Annotated in this window: 13 protein-coding genes; 8 read left to right on the top strand and 5 right to left on the bottom strand. The window is 74.2% G+C overall.

The genetic code is table 11. The features are described from left to right. Positions 1 to 315 precede the first annotated feature (315 nt). From ACZ60W_RS23915 to ACZ60W_RS23890, 6 genes are read left to right on the top strand one after another with little or no spacing between them, the layout of a single operon-like run. Positions 316 to 1,233, top strand: a complete 918-nt coding sequence (locus tag ACZ60W_RS23915; protein WP_469757391.1) for a GHMP family kinase ATP-binding protein — start codon at positions 316 to 318, stop codon at positions 1,231 to 1,233. Position 1,234: 1 nt separating this feature from the next. Continuing rightward, a complete protein-coding gene (locus tag ACZ60W_RS23910) occupies positions 1,235 to 2,293 on the top strand; it encodes a PLP-dependent cysteine synthase family protein (protein ID WP_469757390.1) in 1,059 nt (352 codons plus the stop codon). Next, positions 2,290 to 3,558 carry an ATP-grasp domain-containing protein gene (locus tag ACZ60W_RS23905; RefSeq protein ID WP_469757389.1) on the top strand — a complete coding sequence of 423 codons (1,269 nt, stop codon included), beginning with the start codon at positions 2,290 to 2,292 and terminating at the stop codon, positions 3,556 to 3,558. The genes ACZ60W_RS23910 and ACZ60W_RS23905 overlap by 4 nt, the downstream gene beginning before the upstream one ends. Beyond that, on the top strand, positions 3,555 to 5,087 hold the full coding sequence (gene argH, locus ACZ60W_RS23900; protein WP_469757388.1) for an argininosuccinate lyase: 1,533 nt from the start codon (positions 3,555 to 3,557) through the stop codon (positions 5,085 to 5,087). The genes ACZ60W_RS23905 and argH overlap by 4 nt, the downstream gene beginning before the upstream one ends. After that, on the top strand, positions 5,084 to 6,487 hold the full coding sequence (locus ACZ60W_RS23895) for an MFS transporter (protein ID WP_469757387.1): 1,404 nt from the start codon (positions 5,084 to 5,086) through the stop codon (positions 6,485 to 6,487). Before argH ends, ACZ60W_RS23895 begins: the two co-directional genes overlap by 4 nt. Positions 6,488 to 6,542: 55 nt before the next feature. After that, entirely contained in the window at positions 6,543 to 7,331 is a 789-nt protein-coding gene (locus ACZ60W_RS23890; protein ID WP_469757386.1) for a 4'-phosphopantetheinyl transferase family protein, read from the top strand. A gap of 91 nt (positions 7,332 to 7,422) precedes the next feature. Here the strand turns inward: ACZ60W_RS23890 and ACZ60W_RS23885 are convergent, their stop codons facing one another. From ACZ60W_RS23885 to ACZ60W_RS23875, 3 genes are all read right to left on the bottom strand, one after another. Beyond that, positions 7,423 to 7,887 (bottom strand): hypothetical protein, encoded by a 465-nt coding sequence (locus tag ACZ60W_RS23885; RefSeq protein WP_469757385.1) that lies wholly within the window; start codon positions 7,885 to 7,887, stop codon positions 7,423 to 7,425. 16 nt (positions 7,888 to 7,903) lie between these two features. Beyond that, positions 7,904 to 8,152 (bottom strand): hypothetical protein, encoded by a 249-nt coding sequence (locus ACZ60W_RS23880; protein WP_469757384.1) that lies wholly within the window; start codon positions 8,150 to 8,152, stop codon positions 7,904 to 7,906. A 94-nt stretch (positions 8,153 to 8,246) separates the two neighbouring features. Continuing rightward, on the bottom strand, positions 8,247 to 8,510 hold the full coding sequence (locus tag ACZ60W_RS23875) for an EF-hand domain-containing protein (protein ID WP_469757383.1): 264 nt from the start codon (positions 8,508 to 8,510) through the stop codon (positions 8,247 to 8,249). Between the two features lie 188 nt (positions 8,511 to 8,698). Here ACZ60W_RS23875 and recQ point away from each other — a divergent pair, with 188 nt between their 5' ends. Then, a complete protein-coding gene (gene recQ, locus ACZ60W_RS23870; protein WP_469757382.1) occupies positions 8,699 to 10,741 on the top strand; it encodes a DNA helicase RecQ in 2,043 nt (680 codons plus the stop codon). Between the two features lie 22 nt (positions 10,742 to 10,763). Here recQ and ACZ60W_RS23865 read toward each other — a convergent pair whose 3' ends face one another. After that, positions 10,764 to 12,059, bottom strand: coding sequence for a YhgE/Pip domain-containing protein (locus ACZ60W_RS23865; RefSeq protein WP_469757381.1), 1,296 nt, complete (start codon positions 12,057 to 12,059; stop codon positions 10,764 to 10,766). 140 nt (positions 12,060 to 12,199) lie between these two features. Here ACZ60W_RS23865 and ACZ60W_RS23860 point away from each other — a divergent pair, with 140 nt between their 5' ends. Further along, on the top strand, positions 12,200 to 14,740 hold the full coding sequence (locus ACZ60W_RS23860; RefSeq protein ID WP_469757380.1) for an ATP-dependent Clp protease ATP-binding subunit: 2,541 nt from the start codon (positions 12,200 to 12,202) through the stop codon (positions 14,738 to 14,740). A gap of 149 nt (positions 14,741 to 14,889) precedes the next feature. Here ACZ60W_RS23860 and ACZ60W_RS23855 read toward each other — a convergent pair whose 3' ends face one another. Continuing rightward, positions 14,890 to 17,229 carry an FdhF/YdeP family oxidoreductase gene (locus ACZ60W_RS23855; RefSeq protein WP_469757379.1) on the bottom strand — a complete coding sequence of 780 codons (2,340 nt, stop codon included), beginning with the start codon at positions 17,227 to 17,229 and terminating at the stop codon, positions 14,890 to 14,892. Positions 17,230 to 17,338 lie beyond the last annotated feature (109 nt).

Genomic DNA, 17,338 nt, shown 5'->3' with positions numbered 1-17,338 from the left:
AACCTCGCCCCCACCCCACGGAGAACAGAAAAACCCCCCCCCCCCCCCCCCCCCCCCCCCCCCCCCCCCCCCCCCCCCCCCCCCCCCCGCGCGTTCCCGCCCGGTCCGTCCGACGGCGGCCCGCCGCCGCACCGCGCCCGCCCGCCGTCCGTAGCGCCTTCACGCCCCCTGCCCGCATCGCCCCGGCTAACTGCCCGCATACTGCCGCCTGACCAGCCGGGTCGGCGTCGCGGCGCTGCCTAGCGTTGGGGATGTCCGCACGATCGGCCAGGCCCCGTGAGTGGTGCGGTCCGGCCCGCAGAGGAAGTCAAGGACATGGTGGATCATTCCGGTTGGCGGGTCGGTGTCGCCTCGGCCCCCATACATCACGGCGAAATTCTCCAGGGCGTCTTTCCGCACCGGGGCCAGCCGACCCGGGGGCTGGTCACGCTGCCCTGCACGGTCTACACGACCCGGGCCTCGTTCATCCCCGCGCGGGGCGAGGAGCTGACCGTCTCCCCGGCCTGGAAGACCAAGGCGATGCGCGCCGCGCAGCTCACCGCCGAGGCGTGCGTCCCGCCCGGCGAGGGCCCGGTCGGCGGGCACCTCGAACTCACCGGCGACGTCCCGCTCTGCCGGGGCTTCGGCTCCTCCACCAGCGACGTGCTGGCCGCGGTCTGGGCCGTCCAGGACGCCCTGGTGAGCCCGCTGCCCGCCGAGGAGATCGCGCGGATCGCGGTGCGCGCCGAGACCGCGTCCGACTCCCTGATGTTCAACGAGAGCTCGGTCCTCTTCGCCCAGCGCGAGGGCAAGGTCATCGAGGACTTCGGCTACCGCATGCCCGCCGTGCGGGTCCTCGGCTTCGGCTCGCGGCCCGAGAACGAGGGCAAGGGCGTCGACACCCTGGCCTTCCCTCCCGCCGAGTACGGCGCCGCCGAGCTGGGACTCTTCGCCGACCTCCAGGTGATGCTGCGCGAGGCCATCCACACCAAGGACGTCGCCCTTGTCGGCGCCGTCGCCACCGCCAGCACCGACATCAACCAGCGCCATCTGCCCATCCCGCGCCTCGACGGCCTCCGGACCATCGTCCGCGAGACCGGGGCCCTCGGCATCCAGACCGCGCACAGCGGCGACATCGCCGGCCTCCTCTACGACCGCGACGACCCCGAGGTCGAGGCCCGCACCGAGCACGCCCAGCGACTGCTGCACAACATCGGCATCCACGAGCAGTGGATCTTCACGACGGGTGACTGACATGACTACGACCACGATCGCGGGCGCCGTCAAGCTGCACGACTCGGTGGTGGACGCCACCGAACTGCCCCGCATCATCCAGGTGACCGACAACCTCTACGCCGCCGCGTTCAGCCTGATGAAGCTGCTGCCCGCGCGCTACATCGTCGACCGCGCCGAGGCCGCCGGCGTGCTGCGCCCCGGCACCCGCGTCATCGAGACCTCCTCCGGCACCTTCGCCCTCGGCCTGGCGATGGTCTGCCGGCTCCGCGGCTACGACCTGACCATCGTCGGCGACTCCGCCATCGACCGCGACCTGCGCAACCGCCTGGAGATGCTCGGCGCCGACGTCGAGATCGTCGAGTACGCCGGCCAGCCCGGCGGCATCCAGGGCGCCCGTCTCGCCCGCGTCGCGGAGCTCCAGCGGCTCCACCCCGACAGCTTCGTCCCCGGGCAGTACGACAACCCCGACAACCCCGGTGCCTATGCCGTGGTCGCCGACCTGATCGGCGAGACCGTCGGCTCCGTGGACTGCCTCGTCGGCCCGGTCGGCTCCGGCGGCTCCACCGGCGGCCTCGCCGCCGCCCTGCGCCCCGCCGACCCGGCCCTGCACCTCGTCGGCGTCGACACCCACGGGTCGATCATCTTCGGCACCCCCGACGGCCCGCGCACCCTGCGCGGTCTCGGCAGCAGCATCCACCCGGGCAACGTCAAGCACAGCGCCTACGACGAGGTGCACTGGGTCACCGCCCCCGAGGCCTTCCACGCCACCCACGAACTCTTCCGCAACCACGGCCTGTTCATGGGCCCCACCAGCGGCGCCTCCTTCCAGGTCGCCTCCTGGTGGGCCGCGCGCAACCCCGGCAGCAAGGTCGTCATGGTGCTCCCCGACGAGGGCTACCGCTACCAGTCCACCGTCTACCACGCCGAGTGGCTCCGCGAGCAGGGCATCGAGCCCGCCCCCACCCCCGGCGGCCCCGTCACCGTCGACCACCCGCTGGACGCCCCGGGCTCCTGGACCCGCCTGGTCTGGGCCCGGCGCGGCTTCGACGACGTGATGACGCCGGAGGTCCAGGCATGAGCACCCCCCAACTGCTGCTCGTCGAGTCCAACACCACCGGCACGGGACGCCAGTTCGCCCAGCGGGCCCGCGCCCTCGGCGCCGAGCCCGTACTGCTCGCCGCCGACCCCGGCCGCTACCCCTACGCCGCCGAGGACGACCTGCGCACCGTCGTCGTCGACACCGCCGACGCCGACGCCCTGTGGGCCGCCGTGACCGCCCTCGCGGCCCGCGCTCCGATCGCCGGCGTGCTCTCCAGCTCCGAGTACTACGTGGCCACGGCCGCCGACCTCGCCCGGCGGCTGGGCCTGCACGGCCCCTCCGCCGATGCCGTGCGCGCCTGCCGCGACAAGTCCCTCCAGCGGCGCGCCCTGGCCGCCGCCGGGGTCCCCGTACCCCTCTTCTCGGTGGCCGGCGACGTCGCCGAGGCGCTCGCCGCCGCCCAGTGGCTCGGCGGCCCGGTCGTCGTCAAGCCCGTCCAGGGCTCGGGGAGCCTGGGCGTACGCCTCTGCCGCGACCGCGACGAGGTCGCCGGGCACGCGGGCGTCCTGCTCGCCGCCACCGTCAACGAGCGCGGCCTCAGCACCCCCGGAGTCGTCCTCGTCGAGCAGTACCTGACGGGCCGCGAGTTCTCCGTGGAGGTCTTCGGGGAGGACGCCGTCGTCACCGTCGCCAAGCACGTCGGCGCGCCCCCGGTCTTCGTCGAGACCGGCCACGACGTCCCCGCGCTCCTGCCCGCCGCCCAGGCCGCCGCACTCGTCGACAGCGCCGTCCACGCCGTCAAGGCCCTCGGCCTCGGCTGGGGCGCCGCCCACGTCGAGCTCCGGCTCGACGGCGACGTGGCCCGCGTCATCGAGGTCAACCCCCGGCTGGCCGGCGGGATGATCCCCGAACTCGTGCGCCGCGCCCGCGGCGTCGACCTGGTCGGCGCGCAGGTCCGGGCAGCGCTCGGCGAGGACGTCGACCTCACCCGCCCCGCGGCGGACGCCGCCGGCGCGGCCTCCATCCGCTTCCTCACCGCCGGTGCCGAGAGCGTCCTCGCCGACGTCACCGCCGCCGAGGCGGCCGCCGGGGCCGTGCCCGACGTCGTCGACACCGCCCTGTACCGCCCGGCCGGCACCCGCGTCGAACCCGCCGAGGACTTCCGCGGCCGGGTCGGCCACGTCATCGCCGCCGGCGCGACCCCCGAGCGGACCGCCGAGGCCGCCGTGACCGCCCTCGCCGCCCTCGCCGGCGCGCTGGAGCCGCTGGCGGCCCCCGTCGTCAAGGAGGTGCTGCCGGTATGACCGGCGTCAGCGACGCGTCGGACCCGGCCGCCGACGGCGGCCGGGAGGCCGGCGTCGACACCGGACGGCTGCGCACCGGGCTCGACCCGCGCGCCCACCGCATCGTCTACGACCAGTACCGGCCCGACGGCGGCGACCCCGTCGGCGGCGAACTGCGGCTGATCAGCGAGGTCGACCGCGCCCACCTGGTGATGCTCACCGAACGCGGCATCGTCGACACCGCCCGCGCCGGCGCGCTCCTCGACACCGTCGACGCCCTGCGCGCCGAGGACTTCGCCCCCGTCCGCGACCGCCCCATGCCCCGCGGCCTGTACCTGGCGTACGAGGGCTGGCTCGTCGACCGGCTCGGCCAGGAGACCGGCGGCGTCCTGCACACCGGGCGCTCCCGCAACGACCTCAACGCCACCACCGTACGGCTCAAGGTGCGCGGCCCCTACGCCGCACTCCTCGACGAGGTCGCCGCACTGGCCCGCGTCCTGCTGGAGAAGGGCGAGGCGTACCGGGACGTCACCATGCCCGCGTACACCCACGGCCAGCCCGCCGTCCCCGTCAGCTACGGCCACTACCTCACCGGCACCGCCGGCGCGGTGCTGCGCTCCCTGGAGGGGCTCCTCGACGCCGGCCGGGAGATCGACGTCAACCCGCTCGGCGCCGGCGCCGTCGGCGGCACCTCCGTACCCGTCGACCCCGACCGCACCGCCGAACTCCTCGGCTTCACCGCCGCCGCGCCGAACTCCGTCGACGCCGTCGCCTCCCGCGACTTCGTCCTGCGGATGCTCTCGTCCGCCGCCGTCCTCGGCGTGCTCCTCGCCCGGGTGGCCCGCGACCTCACCTGGTGGACCACGGAGGAGTTCGGGCTGCTGCGGATGGCCGACGACCTCGTCGGGTCCAGCTCGATGATGCCGCAGAAGCGCAACCCCTTCCTCCTCGAACACATCCAGGGCCGCTCGACGGCCGCCCTCGCCGGATTCACCGGCGCCGCCGCGTCCATGTCCACCGCCGGCTACACCAACGCCATCGCCGTCGGCACCGAAGCCGTGCGCCACCTGTGGCCCGGCCTCGCCGACACCACCCAGGCCGTCACCCTGCTCCGGCTCGTCGTCGCCGGAGCCGAACCCGACCGGGAACGGATGCGCGAGCGCGCGCGGGAGGGCCTCACCTCGGCGACCTACCTCGCCGAACGCCTCGTCGTCGACGGCACCCCCTTCCGCACCGCCCACCACCTGGTCGGCGAGACCGTCCTCGCCGCCCTCGACGGCGGCACCCCCCTGTCCGACGCGGCCCGCGCCCACCCGGGCATCGCGCCCGCCGCCGCCGGCTACCCGGCCGACTGGCTCGACCCCGAGACCGTCGCCGCCGCCTGCGCCCACGGCGGCGGCCCCGGCGACCCCGCGCAGACCGCCGCCCTGGCCCGCGCGCACGCCGAACTGGACCGCCTCACCGCCGAGTCGGACGCCCGGCGGGCCCGCTGGGCCGACGCCGCCGAACGGCTCGACACCGCCGTCGCCAAGGTGGTGGCGGACCGATGAGCGCACGGCCCCGGTCCGGACTGCTGCGGCAGCGCGACTTCCGGCTGCTGTGGGCGGGGGAGACCACCAGCCGCTTCGGCAGCAACATCACCGGCGTCGCCATGCCGCTGGTGGCCGTGGTCACCCTGGACGCGAGCACCTTCTGGGTCAGCGCCCTGGCCGCCGCCGCATGGCTGCCCTGGCTCCTGATCGGCCTGCCGGCCGGCGCCTGGGTCGACCGGCTGCCCCGGCGGCCCCTCATGGTGGCCTGCAACGTCGCCTCGCTCGTCCTCCTGCTCAGCGTGCCCGCCGCGGCCTGGCTCGACGTCCTCACCATGGGCCAGCTGCTCGTCGTCTCGCTGCTCACCGGTCTCGCGAACGTCTTCTTCTCCATCGCCTACCGCGTCTACCTGCCGTTCGTCGTCAGCCGCGAGCACCTCACCGAGGCCAACGCCAAGCTCCAGGGCAGCGAGTCGGCGGCGCAGCTCGCCGGGCTCGGCGGCGGCGGCGTCCTGGCCGGGGTGTTCGGCGCCGTCACCGGACTGCTCGCCGACGCCGCGACCTTCCTCGCCTCCACTCTCTGCCTCCTCGGCATCCGCGCCACCGAGCCGCCGCCGAAGAAGCCCGAGCATCCCACCGCCCTGCGCAAGGACGTCGCGGAGGGACTGCGGCACACCGTCCGCGACCCCTACCTGCGCGTCCTCACCACCTACGGCACCGTCACCAACCTGCTGCTCACCGGTTACCAGGCCATCCTGACGGTCTTCCTCGTCCGCGAACTCCACGTCGGCGAGGCCGCCGTGGGCTGGCTCCTCGCGGGCAGCAGCGTCGGCGGGCTGCTCGGCGCCGTCGTCGCCACCCCCATCGCCCGGCGCTTCGGCACCGCCCGCGGCATGCTCCTGTGCAAGTTCGCCACCGCCCCCTTCGGCCTGCTCATCCCGCTCGCCGAACCGGGCTGGCGGGTCGTCCTGCTGCCCCTGGGCGGCGCCGTCCTCGCCCTCGGCGTGGTCTCCGCCAACGTCATCCAGGGCGCCTTCCGGCAGACGTACTGCCCGCCGCAGCTCCTCGGCCGGATCACCGCGAGCGTGTCCGTCGCCAACTTCGGCGCCATCCCCGTCGGTTCGCTCCTCGGCGGCGTGCTCGGCGGGGTGCTCGGACTGCGTCCCGCGCTCTGGCTGCTCACCGCCGGTCTCGCCGTCAGCTCCGTCCTGCTCCTGGCCGGCCCGCTGCGCGGCCGCCGCGACCTGCCCACCGAACCGCCCGGCGACCCCGCCGAGCCCCCCGAGCCGGTGGCCGCCCTCGCGTCCGCCGCGTCCACGGAGCCGGCCGGCCCGGCGGCCTCCGGCACCCCCGAGAAGTCCGAGGAGCCCGCCGCGCCCCCGCGGCGGGCATCCCGGTACGCCACCCCCGAACAAGGCTGATCCGTCCCGACGGCCATCCGCGTCCGCGCATCCGTCACCGAACAGGAGGGGTCCCGTGAGTGATCCCAGAAGCGGTTCCAGGAGTTCCGCGAGCGGCCTGCTGCTGCCCGCCCCCGCGCCGCCGCCGCGCGACCTGCCACGGCCCGGGTCTCTCGACCTGTGGCTGCTCAGGGTCTCCGACGCCCGGGGCACCGGCCTCGACACGGCCGTGCTGGACGCCGACGAGCGGCAGCGCGCCGCCGGACTGGCGTACGCGGAGGACCGGGTCCGCTTCACCGCCGCCCATCTGGCGCTCCGCCGCCTGCTGGGCACCTACCTCGACATGCTCCCCCAGGACATCCGCTACGGCCGGGAGACCTGCCCGTGCTGCGGCGGCCCGCACGGACGGCCCACCGTCCTCGGGGCCACCCGCGGGCTGCACTTCTCGCTCTCCCACCGCGGCGACCTCGTCCTGGTGGGCACCGCCGTCGCCCCCATCGGCGTCGACGTCGACCTCGTCGCCGACCCGGGCGGCGCCGCGGAGCTCGCGGCCATGCTCCACCCGGCCGAACAGCGCGAGATCGAGGCACTGCCTCCCCCGCGCCGGCCCCGGGCGCTGGCCCGGCTGTGGACCCGCAAGGAGGCGTACCTCAAGGGTCTGGGGACCGGTCTCGGCCGGGACCCGGCGGCCGACTACGTCGGCTCCGGCAGCCCCGAGGGCCCGCTGCCCCCGGCCGGCTGGACGCTCCTCGACATCCCCGTCGACCGGGGGTACGCGGCTGCCGTGGCCGTCCACGGCGAGCTGACCACGCCGTCGCCGCGGGTGAACCGCCTGTCGGAGCGCGACATCCGCGGGGTCCCGTGAGGGCGGCGGCGGGACCCCGGACACGAGGAAGGTCCCCGGACGAAACGTCCGGGGACCTTCCTCGTGCCGGCGCGCGCACCGGCGGCCGTGCTCAGCCGGCCGCCGCGATCCACTCGTCGAGCTGCTCGGGCGTCGTGGCCGGATCGGCGACCAGCTCGGCCAGCGCGTCGTCGGCGAGGTGCCGGGTGGAGACGGCGGGGCAGCGCGCGCACGCGGCCACTCCGGTCTGCTGCCACCACTGGCACCGTGCCCGGAGGTGACACCGCGGGACGTGGCCGTCCTCCTGTGCGGCGGGCCGGTACAGCACCCGCTCCACGAGCGTGCAGTCGTCGCCCCTGCGGTTCAGGCAGTCGCTGACGCAGTGCGAGGCGAAGCGCAGGATGCGCCGCGGCTCGACGCCCTCCGGCACCTCGGCCAGGGCCTCGGACGCCGGTACCGGATCGGCCAGGTACACGACCCGGCCGTCCTGCCCGGACCGTACGCCCAGGACGACGGACTCGGGCGCGTGCGCGTCGCCGCTGGGGCACCAGGTCTTGGGGGACTCGTTCCCGCCCACGGTGGTCACCTCCGGCTCAGCAGGTGCCGGACTGGGTGCCCAGCCCCGCCACCCGGCCGCCGACGCTCTGGCTCAGCGGCTCCGCCCCGGACTCCCGGTCGAGGGCCGCGGCGAGCAGGATGCCGTCCTTGAGCTGGGACGACGAGGTGATGCGCGGGGTCGCGGCGTCGGACGCGGCCGCCGCACCGGCACCGGTGACGACGAGGCCGGCGGCCAGCAGCGCGGCCGCTCCGGCCGCGGCGACCTTGCGGGTGGGGTTCTCCATGGCGTGCTCCTGTTTCTCTGGGGAAGTGAGCCAGGAGCGTAGGGACGCCGGGGCCGCCGGCCCGGTAGTCGGCGGCGGCAGGCGACCGGCGGTTTCAGGACGCGGGCGCCCAGCCGAAGCGGCGGTTCACGAGCGCGGCGAACTCCTCGAAGGTCAGGACCCGGTCCCCGTTCCGGTCGGCCTCGTCGAAGAGCGCCGAGGACGCGTCGTCGTCGCCGACGCCCCAGACCGGGATCACGCCGTGCGCCGCCAGCGTCGGGCCCTTGGCCCGCAGGGCGGTGATCACCTCGGCCCGGGTCAGCGTGCCGTCCCGGTCGAGGTCGAGCGCGTCGAAGAGGGTCCGGGCCTTGTCGCTCATGGCGTGTCCTGTCCGCTGTCCACTGGTCGCGTTGCCCGGGCTACCCGGTCCACGGGCGTCGCGTCGGCCGACGCGTGCCGTACGGAAGGACGTGCGGAAGGCCCGGGCAGTTGCCTCCCGGGGCCCCTTCGTCCACAGGTCCCGGTGGACGGGCCCGGGGTGTCCGCCCGGCCGGATAGGCTTCGGGAATGGTCCTCTCCGACGCATCCACCGATATCTCCGACGCCGAGCGGGTGCTGCAGCGCACCTTCGGATACAGCTCCTTCCGGGGCGAGCAGCAGGAGATCATCGAGCAGGTCGTCGGCGGCGGCGACGCGCTCGTCCTCATGCCGACCGGCGGCGGCAAGTCGCTCTGCTATCAGATCCCGGCCCTGGTCAGGGCCGGTACGGGCGTGGTGGTCTCGCCGCTGATCGCCCTGATGCAGGACCAGGTGGACGCGCTCAGGGCGCTCGGCGTGCGCGCCGGCTTCCTCAACTCGACACAGGACCCGTACGAGCGGCAGGCCGTCGAGCAGGCGTTCCTCGCCGACGAGCTCGACCTGCTCTACCTCGCCCCCGAGCGGCTGCGGACCGAGGGCACCCAGCGGCTGCTCGACCGGGGCACGGTGTCGCTCTTCGCCATCGACGAGGCGCACTGCGTCGCCCAGTGGGGCCACGACTTCCGCCCCGACTACCTCGCCCTGTCCATGCTGCACGAGCGCTGGCCGAAGGTGCCGCGGATCGCGCTGACCGCGACGGCGACGGAGGCCACCCACGCCGAGATCGCCGCCCGGCTCGGCCTGGAGGACGCCCGGCACTTCGTCGCCGGCTTCGACCGGCCCAACATCCAGTACCGCATCGTCCCCAAGAACAACCCGCTCAAGCAGCTGCTCGAACTGATCAGGACCGAGCACGCCGGGGACGCCGGTGTCGTCTACTGCCTCTCGCGCTCCTCGGTGGAGAAGACCGCCGCCTCGCTCGTCGAGCACGGCATCGACGCCGTGCCCTACCACGCCGGCATGGACGCCCGCGCCCGCGCGGCCAACCAGGCCCGCTTCCTGCGGGAGGACGGCGTCGTGGTCGTCGCGACGATCGCCTTCGGCATGGGCATCGACAAGCCGGACGTCCGCTTCGTCGCCCACCTCGACCTGCCGAAGTCCGTCGAGGGCTACTACCAGGAGACCGGCCGCGCCGGCCGTGACGGCGAGCCGGCCACGGCCTGGCTGGCGTACGGCCTCCAGGACGTCGTCCAGCAGCGCAAGCTCATCGACGGCTCCGAGGGCGACGAGGCGCACCGCCGCGGCCTCGGCATGCACCTGGACGCCATGCTCGCGCTCTGCGAGACGGTCGACTGCCGCCGGGTGCGGCTCCTGGCCTACTTCGGCCAGTCGGGCGAGCCCTGCGGCAACTGCGACACCTGTCTGACGCCGGCCGAGTCCTGGGACGGCACCGTCGCGGCCCAGAAGCTGCTGTCCACGATCTGGCGGCTGGCCAAGGAGCGGCGCCAGAAGTTCGGCGCCGGCCAGATCATCGACATCCTCCAGGGCAAGCGGACCGCCAAGGTCATCCAGTTCGACCACGACGGACTGTCGGTGTTCGGGGTCGGCGCCGACCTGGGCACCGCGGAGTGGCGCGGCGTGGTCCGCCAGCTGCTCGCCCAGGGCCTGCTCGCCGTCGAGGGCGACTACGGCACGCTGGTCCTCACCGAGCAGAGCGGCGAGGTCCTCGGCGGACGCCGCACCGTCGCCCTGCGCAAGGAGAAGGCCCCCGCCCCGGCGTCCCGGAAGGAGTCCGGCGCGCGCTCGGGCAAGGGCGCCCGGGTGCCGGTCGACCTGCCGGCCGCCGCCGTCCCGGTCTTCGAGGCGCTCCGCGCCTGGCGGGCCGCGACCGCCCGCGAGCAGGGCGTCCCGGCGTACGTCGTCTTCCACGACGCGACCCTCCGCGAGATCGCCACCCTCTTCCCCACGACGGCCGAGGAGCTCGGCACCGTCGGCGGTGTCGGCGAGGCCAAGCTCACCAAGTACGCCGAGGGCGTCCTCGCCGCCCTGGCCGCGTGCGAGGCCCCCGCCGCCCCGGCGGGCGACCCCGCCGCGCCCGCCCCCACGGGTCCGGTACCCGCCCCGGCCGGGCCCGCCGCGTCCGCCGGGCCTTCCGGTGCCGCTCCGGCGGGGCGGTCCTCCGTGCCGCACGACGACGGGCCGCCGCTCTTCGCCGACGACGAGACCGAGCCGCCGTGGGACGAGTGGGAGTAGCGGGCGGCTGCGGGCCGGCCGGTCAGGCCGGCTGCGGGGTGAGCCGGGCGAGGCCCCTGCGGTCGTAGTAGCGGGTCATGCCGAAGCCGAAGAGCAGGGCGGCCGCCGTGCCGATCGCGATCATGATCCAGCCCCGGGCGAGTCCGGCGTCGGCCTGCGCGTCGAAGTAGAGGATCGCCCGGACACCGGCGCTGAGCTGGTGCATCGGCTCGAAGACGCCGAGGAAGCGGTAGAAGCCGGGCGTGGCCTCCAGGGGCACGGTGGCCCCGGAGGAGGGCAGTGCCAGCGCGATGAAGACGAACATCGAGACGAGCTGGCCGATCCCGCCGAAGGCCGCGTTGATGGCCTGGACGCCGAGGCCGACGGCGACCGTCGCGCAGAAGGAGAAGATCCACAGCAGCGGCTGGTGCGAGGCGTCCATGCCGAGCAGCGCGATCGTCGCCACCATGACGAGCGTCGTCGTCAGGAGCGCGATCCCGGCCGTCATGACCATCTTCAGGACGAGGGTCTGGGTGCGGCTGACCGGCACGGTCGGCCGGCGCGTGTGCCAGGGGCCGAGCTCGCTGTCCGCGTAGCCGAGGGCGGTGTCGACCCCGGTGTTCACGAGGTTCCCGCCGATGAAGCCGCTGAGGACGAGCAGCAGGGTGTAGTAGAACGCCGTCAGGCCCAGTCCGCTGTGCGCGCCGATGGGGTGCCCCGGACGCGTGACGACGGCGACCGGGTCGGCCAGCAGCAGCCGGGTGGTCGGCGCGGCGGCGGTGGCCGAGAGCTGCTTGCCGATGGTCAGCGACGCCTGGTGCGCGGCGTTCTGGTTGATCTGGGCCGTCAGGGACGACCCGAGGCTGCCGAGGCCGGGGTTGGTCAGCACGGTGAGCGTGGGCCGTCGCGTCGCCCGGTTCGTGGTCAGGGCCGCGACGGTCGCGGTGAAGTCCGGGGGCACGACCAGCGCGCCGAAGACCTTCCCCGAGGCGAGTGAGTCCTGGGCCTCCGCGCGGCTCACCAGGTGCCACTCCACGGAGTCCTTCCCCCGGGAGGCCGAGACGATCGCGTCGCTGATCTGCCGGCCCAGGTTCTCGCCCTGGCCCGGCAGCGGGGCGCCCCGGTCCTCGTCGACGAGGGCGACGGGCAGTCCGCGCAGGCTCTCGGACGGGTTGAGGACGCCGCCCGTGTAGAGGAGCGAGAGCAGCAGGGCGACCAGGGCGCTGAGGACCGCGGGCACGAGCCACAGCTTCGGGTTCCTCAGCAGGCGCCCCGCACGGACCTGCGGGTCCGGCGCGGCCGGGGGAGGCGGGGAGGCGGGGGTGTTCGGGGAGGTCATGGTGTCATCGTCGACCGGCGCGGCCCCCGAGCCGCGAATGCGGACGATTCGGGTGGTCCGGGTGTGTCGGGGACTCCGTTTGCGGACCCGGAGGGGCCGGGTTTGAGTGGGAGCGACCCCCACGCGTTCCTGGAGCTGACATGTCGATGGCGTTCGGTTCTCCCTTTGGCCCGTCCGATCCGTTCAGCGACATGCTGAACCGGTTCTTCGGCATGTCGCCCTCGTCGTCGCCCCCGGCGGTGCAGCGCGTCCCGATCGGCAGGCTGCTGACGGAGTCGTCGCACACCCTCCTCAACACCGCGGCCGGCAAGGCCGCCCAGGACGGCACGACCGACCTCGACACCGAACACCTCCTGTGGGCGGCCACCCAGGTCGACCCCGCCCGCCGGCTGCTCTCCCAGGTCGGCGTGGACCCCGACGCGCTCGCCTCCCAGCTCGACCGGGTGCTGCCCCGGGAGTCCGGCGAACCGTCCTCGGAGCCGGGACTCACCCCGGCGGCCAAGCGCACCCTCGCCGCCGCCTACGCCCGCTCGCAGGCGGCCGGCGTCTCGTACATCGGCCCCGAGCACATCCTCGGCGCGCTCCTCGCGGAGCCCGAGGCCGGCGCCGGCCGGCTGCTGGACGCCGACGACGTGGACGTGCGCAAGCTCCGCGGCCTCACGGACCAGGCCGGCCGCGGCGACGGCGCCGCCCCCGCCGCGCAGAAGCCGCAGGAACCCGCCACCACCCTCGACGAGTACGGCCGCGACCTGACGGAGGAGGCCAGGGCCGGCCGGCTCGACCCCGTCGTCGGCCGCGCCGAGGAGATCGAGCAGACCGTCGAGATCCTCTCCCGCCGCTCCAAGAACAACCCGGTGCTCATCGGCGAACCCGGCGTCGGCAAGACCGCCATCGTGGAGGGACTGGCCCAGCGGATCGTCGCGGACGAGGTCCCGGCGACCCTGAAGGGCAAGCGCGTCGTCTCCCTCGACCTCTCCGGGATGGTCGCCGGCGCCCAGTACCGCGGACAGTTCGAGGAACGCCTCAAGAAGGTCATCGAGGACGTCCAGAACGCCAGTGGCGAGGTCATCCTCTTCCTCGACGAACTCCACACGGTCGTCGGCGCGGGGGCCGCCGGCGAGGGCGCGATGGACGCCGGAAACATGCTCAAGCCGGCCCTCGCGCGCGGCGAACTCCAGCTGGTGGGAGCGACCACCATCGACGAGTACCGCAAGCACATCGAGAAGGACGCCGCCCTCGAACGCCGCTTCCAGCCGGTCCTCGTCCCCGAGCCGACCGTCGAGGAGACCGTGCAGATCCTCGAAGGGCTGCGGGACGCCTACGAGGCCCACCACCAGGTCCGCTTCGCCGACGGCGCCCTCACCGCGGCGGCGGAGCTCTCCGACCGCTACGTCAGCGACCGCTTCCTGCCCGACAAGGCCATCGACCTCGTCGACCAGGCCGGCGCCCGCGTCCGGCTCCGCGCCGCCGGGCGCTCCACCGAGGTGATCAGCCGGGAGGACCGCCTGGCGAAGCTGCGCCGCGAGAAGGACCAGGCCGTCGCCGGCGAGGAGTTCGAGAAGGCGTCCGACCTGAAGCGGCAGATCGCCGACGTGGAGGGCGAGCTCGCCGGCATCGAGGAGCGCCGCGAGGGCGTCGTCTCGGTCACCGCCTCCGACATCGCCGACATCGTCTCCCGGCGCACCGGCATCCCGGTCTCCCAGCTCACCGCCAGCGAGAAGGAGAAGCTGCTGCGCCTGGAGGAGGAGATGCACGCCAGGATCGTCGGCCAGGACGAGGCGGTCACCGCCGTCTCCGAGGCCGTGCGCCGCAACCGCGCCGGCATGGGGGACCCGAACCGCCCGGTCGGCTCCTTCCTCTTCCTCGGCCCCACCGGCGTCGGCAAGACCGAACTCGCCAAGACGCTCGCCGAGCTGCTCTTCGGCGACGAGGACCGCATGATCCGCTTCGACATGAGCGAGTTCCAGGAGAAGCACACGGTCGCCCGGCTCGTCGGCGCCCCGCCCGGATACGTGGGGTACGAGGAGGCCGGCCAGCTCACCGAGAAGGTCCGGCGCCAGCCGTACAGCGTGGTCCTCTTCGACGAGGTGGAGAAGGGACACCCGGACGTCTTCAACACGCTGCTGCAGATCCTCGACGACGGCCGCCTCACCGACGGCCAGGGCCGCACGGTCGACTTCCGCCACTGCGTCGTCATCATGACGTCCAACATCGGCGCGCACCGGATCCTCGCCCACGAGGGCGACGCGGCCGAGCTGAAGGACCGGCTGATGGAGGACCTGCGCGGGCGCTTCCTGCCCGAGTTCCTCAACCGCATCGACGACATCATCGTCTTCCACAGCCTCACCGAGGACGACCTGTCCGAGATCGTCGAGCACCTCCTGGACCGCAGCAAGCACCGCGTCCACGCCCAGGGCATGACCCTGGAGGTCACCGAGGCAGCGAAGAAGCTCCTCGTCGCCCACGGCCACCAGCCCGCCTTCGGCGCCCGCCCGCTGCGCCGGACCATCCAGACCGAACTCGACAACCGCATCGCCTCCCTCCTCCTCGGCGGCGAGGCCGGGCCCGGCGACACCCTCGTCGCCGACGTCCGCGACGACTCGCTCCACTGCACCGTCCGCAAGGGCGTTGCCGCGCCCGGCGCCGCGGACGACGCGGCCGGCGTGGGCGCCGGCACCTGAGCCCCGAGGGGGCCGGCGGCGTGACGCCCCGGCGGCCGCGGGCGGCGCGCGGCGGACGCCCCAAGGCGCTGCCGCCTTCCCCGCGGCTCCGGGCGGCCACCCGGCGATCCCGGGCGTGTCCCGTCGGCGGGCCGGTGGTCCCGGTGGGTTCAGGCGGCGGGGCCGATCGTGACGTTGACGTGCTTCATGATCGGCTGGTCGCTCTGGGTGCTGAAGTCGGAGAGCGCGCACAGCACGTTCATCTCCGGCATGTAGCCGGCGGCGCAGCCGCGCGGGATGTCGTACGGGACGGCGAGGTAGCCGGTGAGGGACCGCCGGCTGCCGTCCCTCGCGGTGCTCGTGATGTCGACGGGAGCCATGTCCGCGATCCCGCGCTCCCGCATGTCCGCCCGGTTCATGAAGACGAGCGTGCGCAGGTTCTCGACGCCCCGGTAGCGGTCGTTGTCGGAGTAGATCGTGGTGTTCCACTGGTCGTGCGAGCGCATGGTGCCCAGGGCGAGGGTGCCGGGCGCCGGGACGACGTCGGGCAGGGCGGCGGCGGAGAACTCGGCCCGCCCGGACGGCGTCAGGAAGACGAGCTCGCGGGCGGGCTGTCTGATGCGGAAGCCCAGGGGCAGCCGCACCCGGCGGTTGAAGTCCTCGAAGCCGTCGAGGGCCCGGGCCATGGTGTCGCGGATGCGGTCGTAGTCCTCGACGTACCACTCCCAGGGCGTGGCGCTGCCGGGCAGCGCGGCGCGGGCCATGCCGGCGATGACGGCGGGTTCGGAGAGCAGGTGGGAGGAGGCGGGGCGCTTCATGCCGACCGACAGGTGGACCATGCTCATCGAGTCCTCGACCGAGGTGCTCTGCACGCCCTTGCGCTGGTGGTCCTTCTCGGTGCGGCCGAGGCAGGGGAGGATCAGGGCCCGGCGCCCGTGGACGACGTGGCTGCGGTTCAGTTTGGTGCTGACCTGGACGGTGAGGTCGCAGCGGCGCAGGGCCTCGCAGGTGACGGGGGTGTCGGGCGCGGCGAGGGCGAAGTTGCCCCCCATGCCGACGAAGACCTTGATCTCGCCGCGGGCCATCGCCTCGATGGTGCGGACGGTGTCGAGGCCGTGGGCGCGCGGCGGCTCGATCCCGCAGACCTCGGCGAGCCGGTCGAGGAACGCGTCCGTGGGGCGGTGGTCGATGCCGCAGGTGCGGTTGCCCTGCACGTTGCTGTGGCCGCGGACGGGGGAGGGGCCCGCGCCCTCCCGGCCGATGTTGCCGCGGAGCAGCAGCAGGTTGACGATCTCCCGCACGGTGTCGACGCCGTGCTCGTGCTGGGTGATGCCCAGGCACCAGCTGATGACGGTGCGGTCGGCCTCGCCGTACACCCGCGCGGCCTCCAGGATCTCGGCCCGGGGCAGTCCGGACTGGCGCTCCAGTTCCTCCCAGGGCGTCGCCTCGCACAGGGCGCGGTACTCCTCGAAGCCGCTGGTGTGGCGTTCGACGAACTCCCGGTCCAGGGCCCGGGGGTCGGTCGCGGACCGCTCCAGGATCGCCTTGGCCATGCCGCGCAGCAGGGCCATGTCGCCGCCGATCCGCGGCTGGAGGTTGAGCGTGCTGGTCCTGGTCGCCTTGAACAGCGCCATGTCGGTGAAGTCGTGCGGGACGATGGTGCGGGTGGCGGCGGCCTCGACCAGCGGGTTGACGTGCACGATCGCGGCGCCGCGGTCGTGGGCGGAGGCGAGGGCGGTCAGCATCCGGGGCGCGTTGGAGGCGGCGTTCACCCCGAAGACGAAGAGCGCGTCGGCGGTCTCCCAGTCGGCGAGGTCGACGGTGCCCTTGCCGGTGCCCAGGGCCGCCTGCATGGCCCGTCCGCTGGCCTCGTGGCACATGTTCGAGCAGTCGGGCAGGTTGTTGGTGCCCAGTTCGCGGGCCATGAGCTGGTAGAGGAACGTGGCCTCGTTGCCGAGCCGGCCCGAGGTGTAGAACGACGCCTGGTTCGGGTCGTCCAGGCCGCGCAGCGCCTCCCCGACGATCGCGAAGGCGTCCTTCCAGGCGATCGGCGCGTAGTGGTCGGACGCCGGGTCGTAGACCATCGGCTCGGTGAGCCGGCCCTCGTTCTCCAGGTCGTAGTCGCTCCACTCGGCGAGCTCGGTCACGGAGTGGGCGGCGAAGAACTCGCGTCCCACCCGCTTGCCGGTCATCTCCCAGGTGACGTGCTTGATCCCGTTCTCGCAGATGTCCAGGTGCAGGCCCTTGGTGTCGTCGGGCCAGGCGCAGCCGGGGCAGTCGAACCCGGTGTTCTCGTGGTTCATCCGCATGATCGCGCGCGGGCCGTCCACCAGCGCCTTCTCGCGCAGGAGGAAGCGCGTCACGCTCTTGGCGGCGCCCCATCCGGCGGCGGGGTGGTGGTACGGGGCGAACGTCGGCTCCCCGTCGGGTGTGGGGCCCACCCGGGCCGCCCCGGGCTCCGGGCCCTCCGCGGCTTCCGGGTCTCCGTGCGTGTCCTCGTCGGTGCTCAAGGCACTTCACCCTCTCGCCGTGCGGGCCCGCGGCGCGGGCCCCGCGGGATCGGCCGGTCCGGCGGCGGCCGTCACCCCCTCCCTCGCAGGCTATGTCCGCCCCCTCCCC

Source organism: Streptomyces sp. NPDC104202, assembly GCF_055584185.1.
The sequence above is the reverse complement of the archived record's forward strand: the minus strand, read 5'-3'. Positions and strand labels throughout refer to the sequence as shown.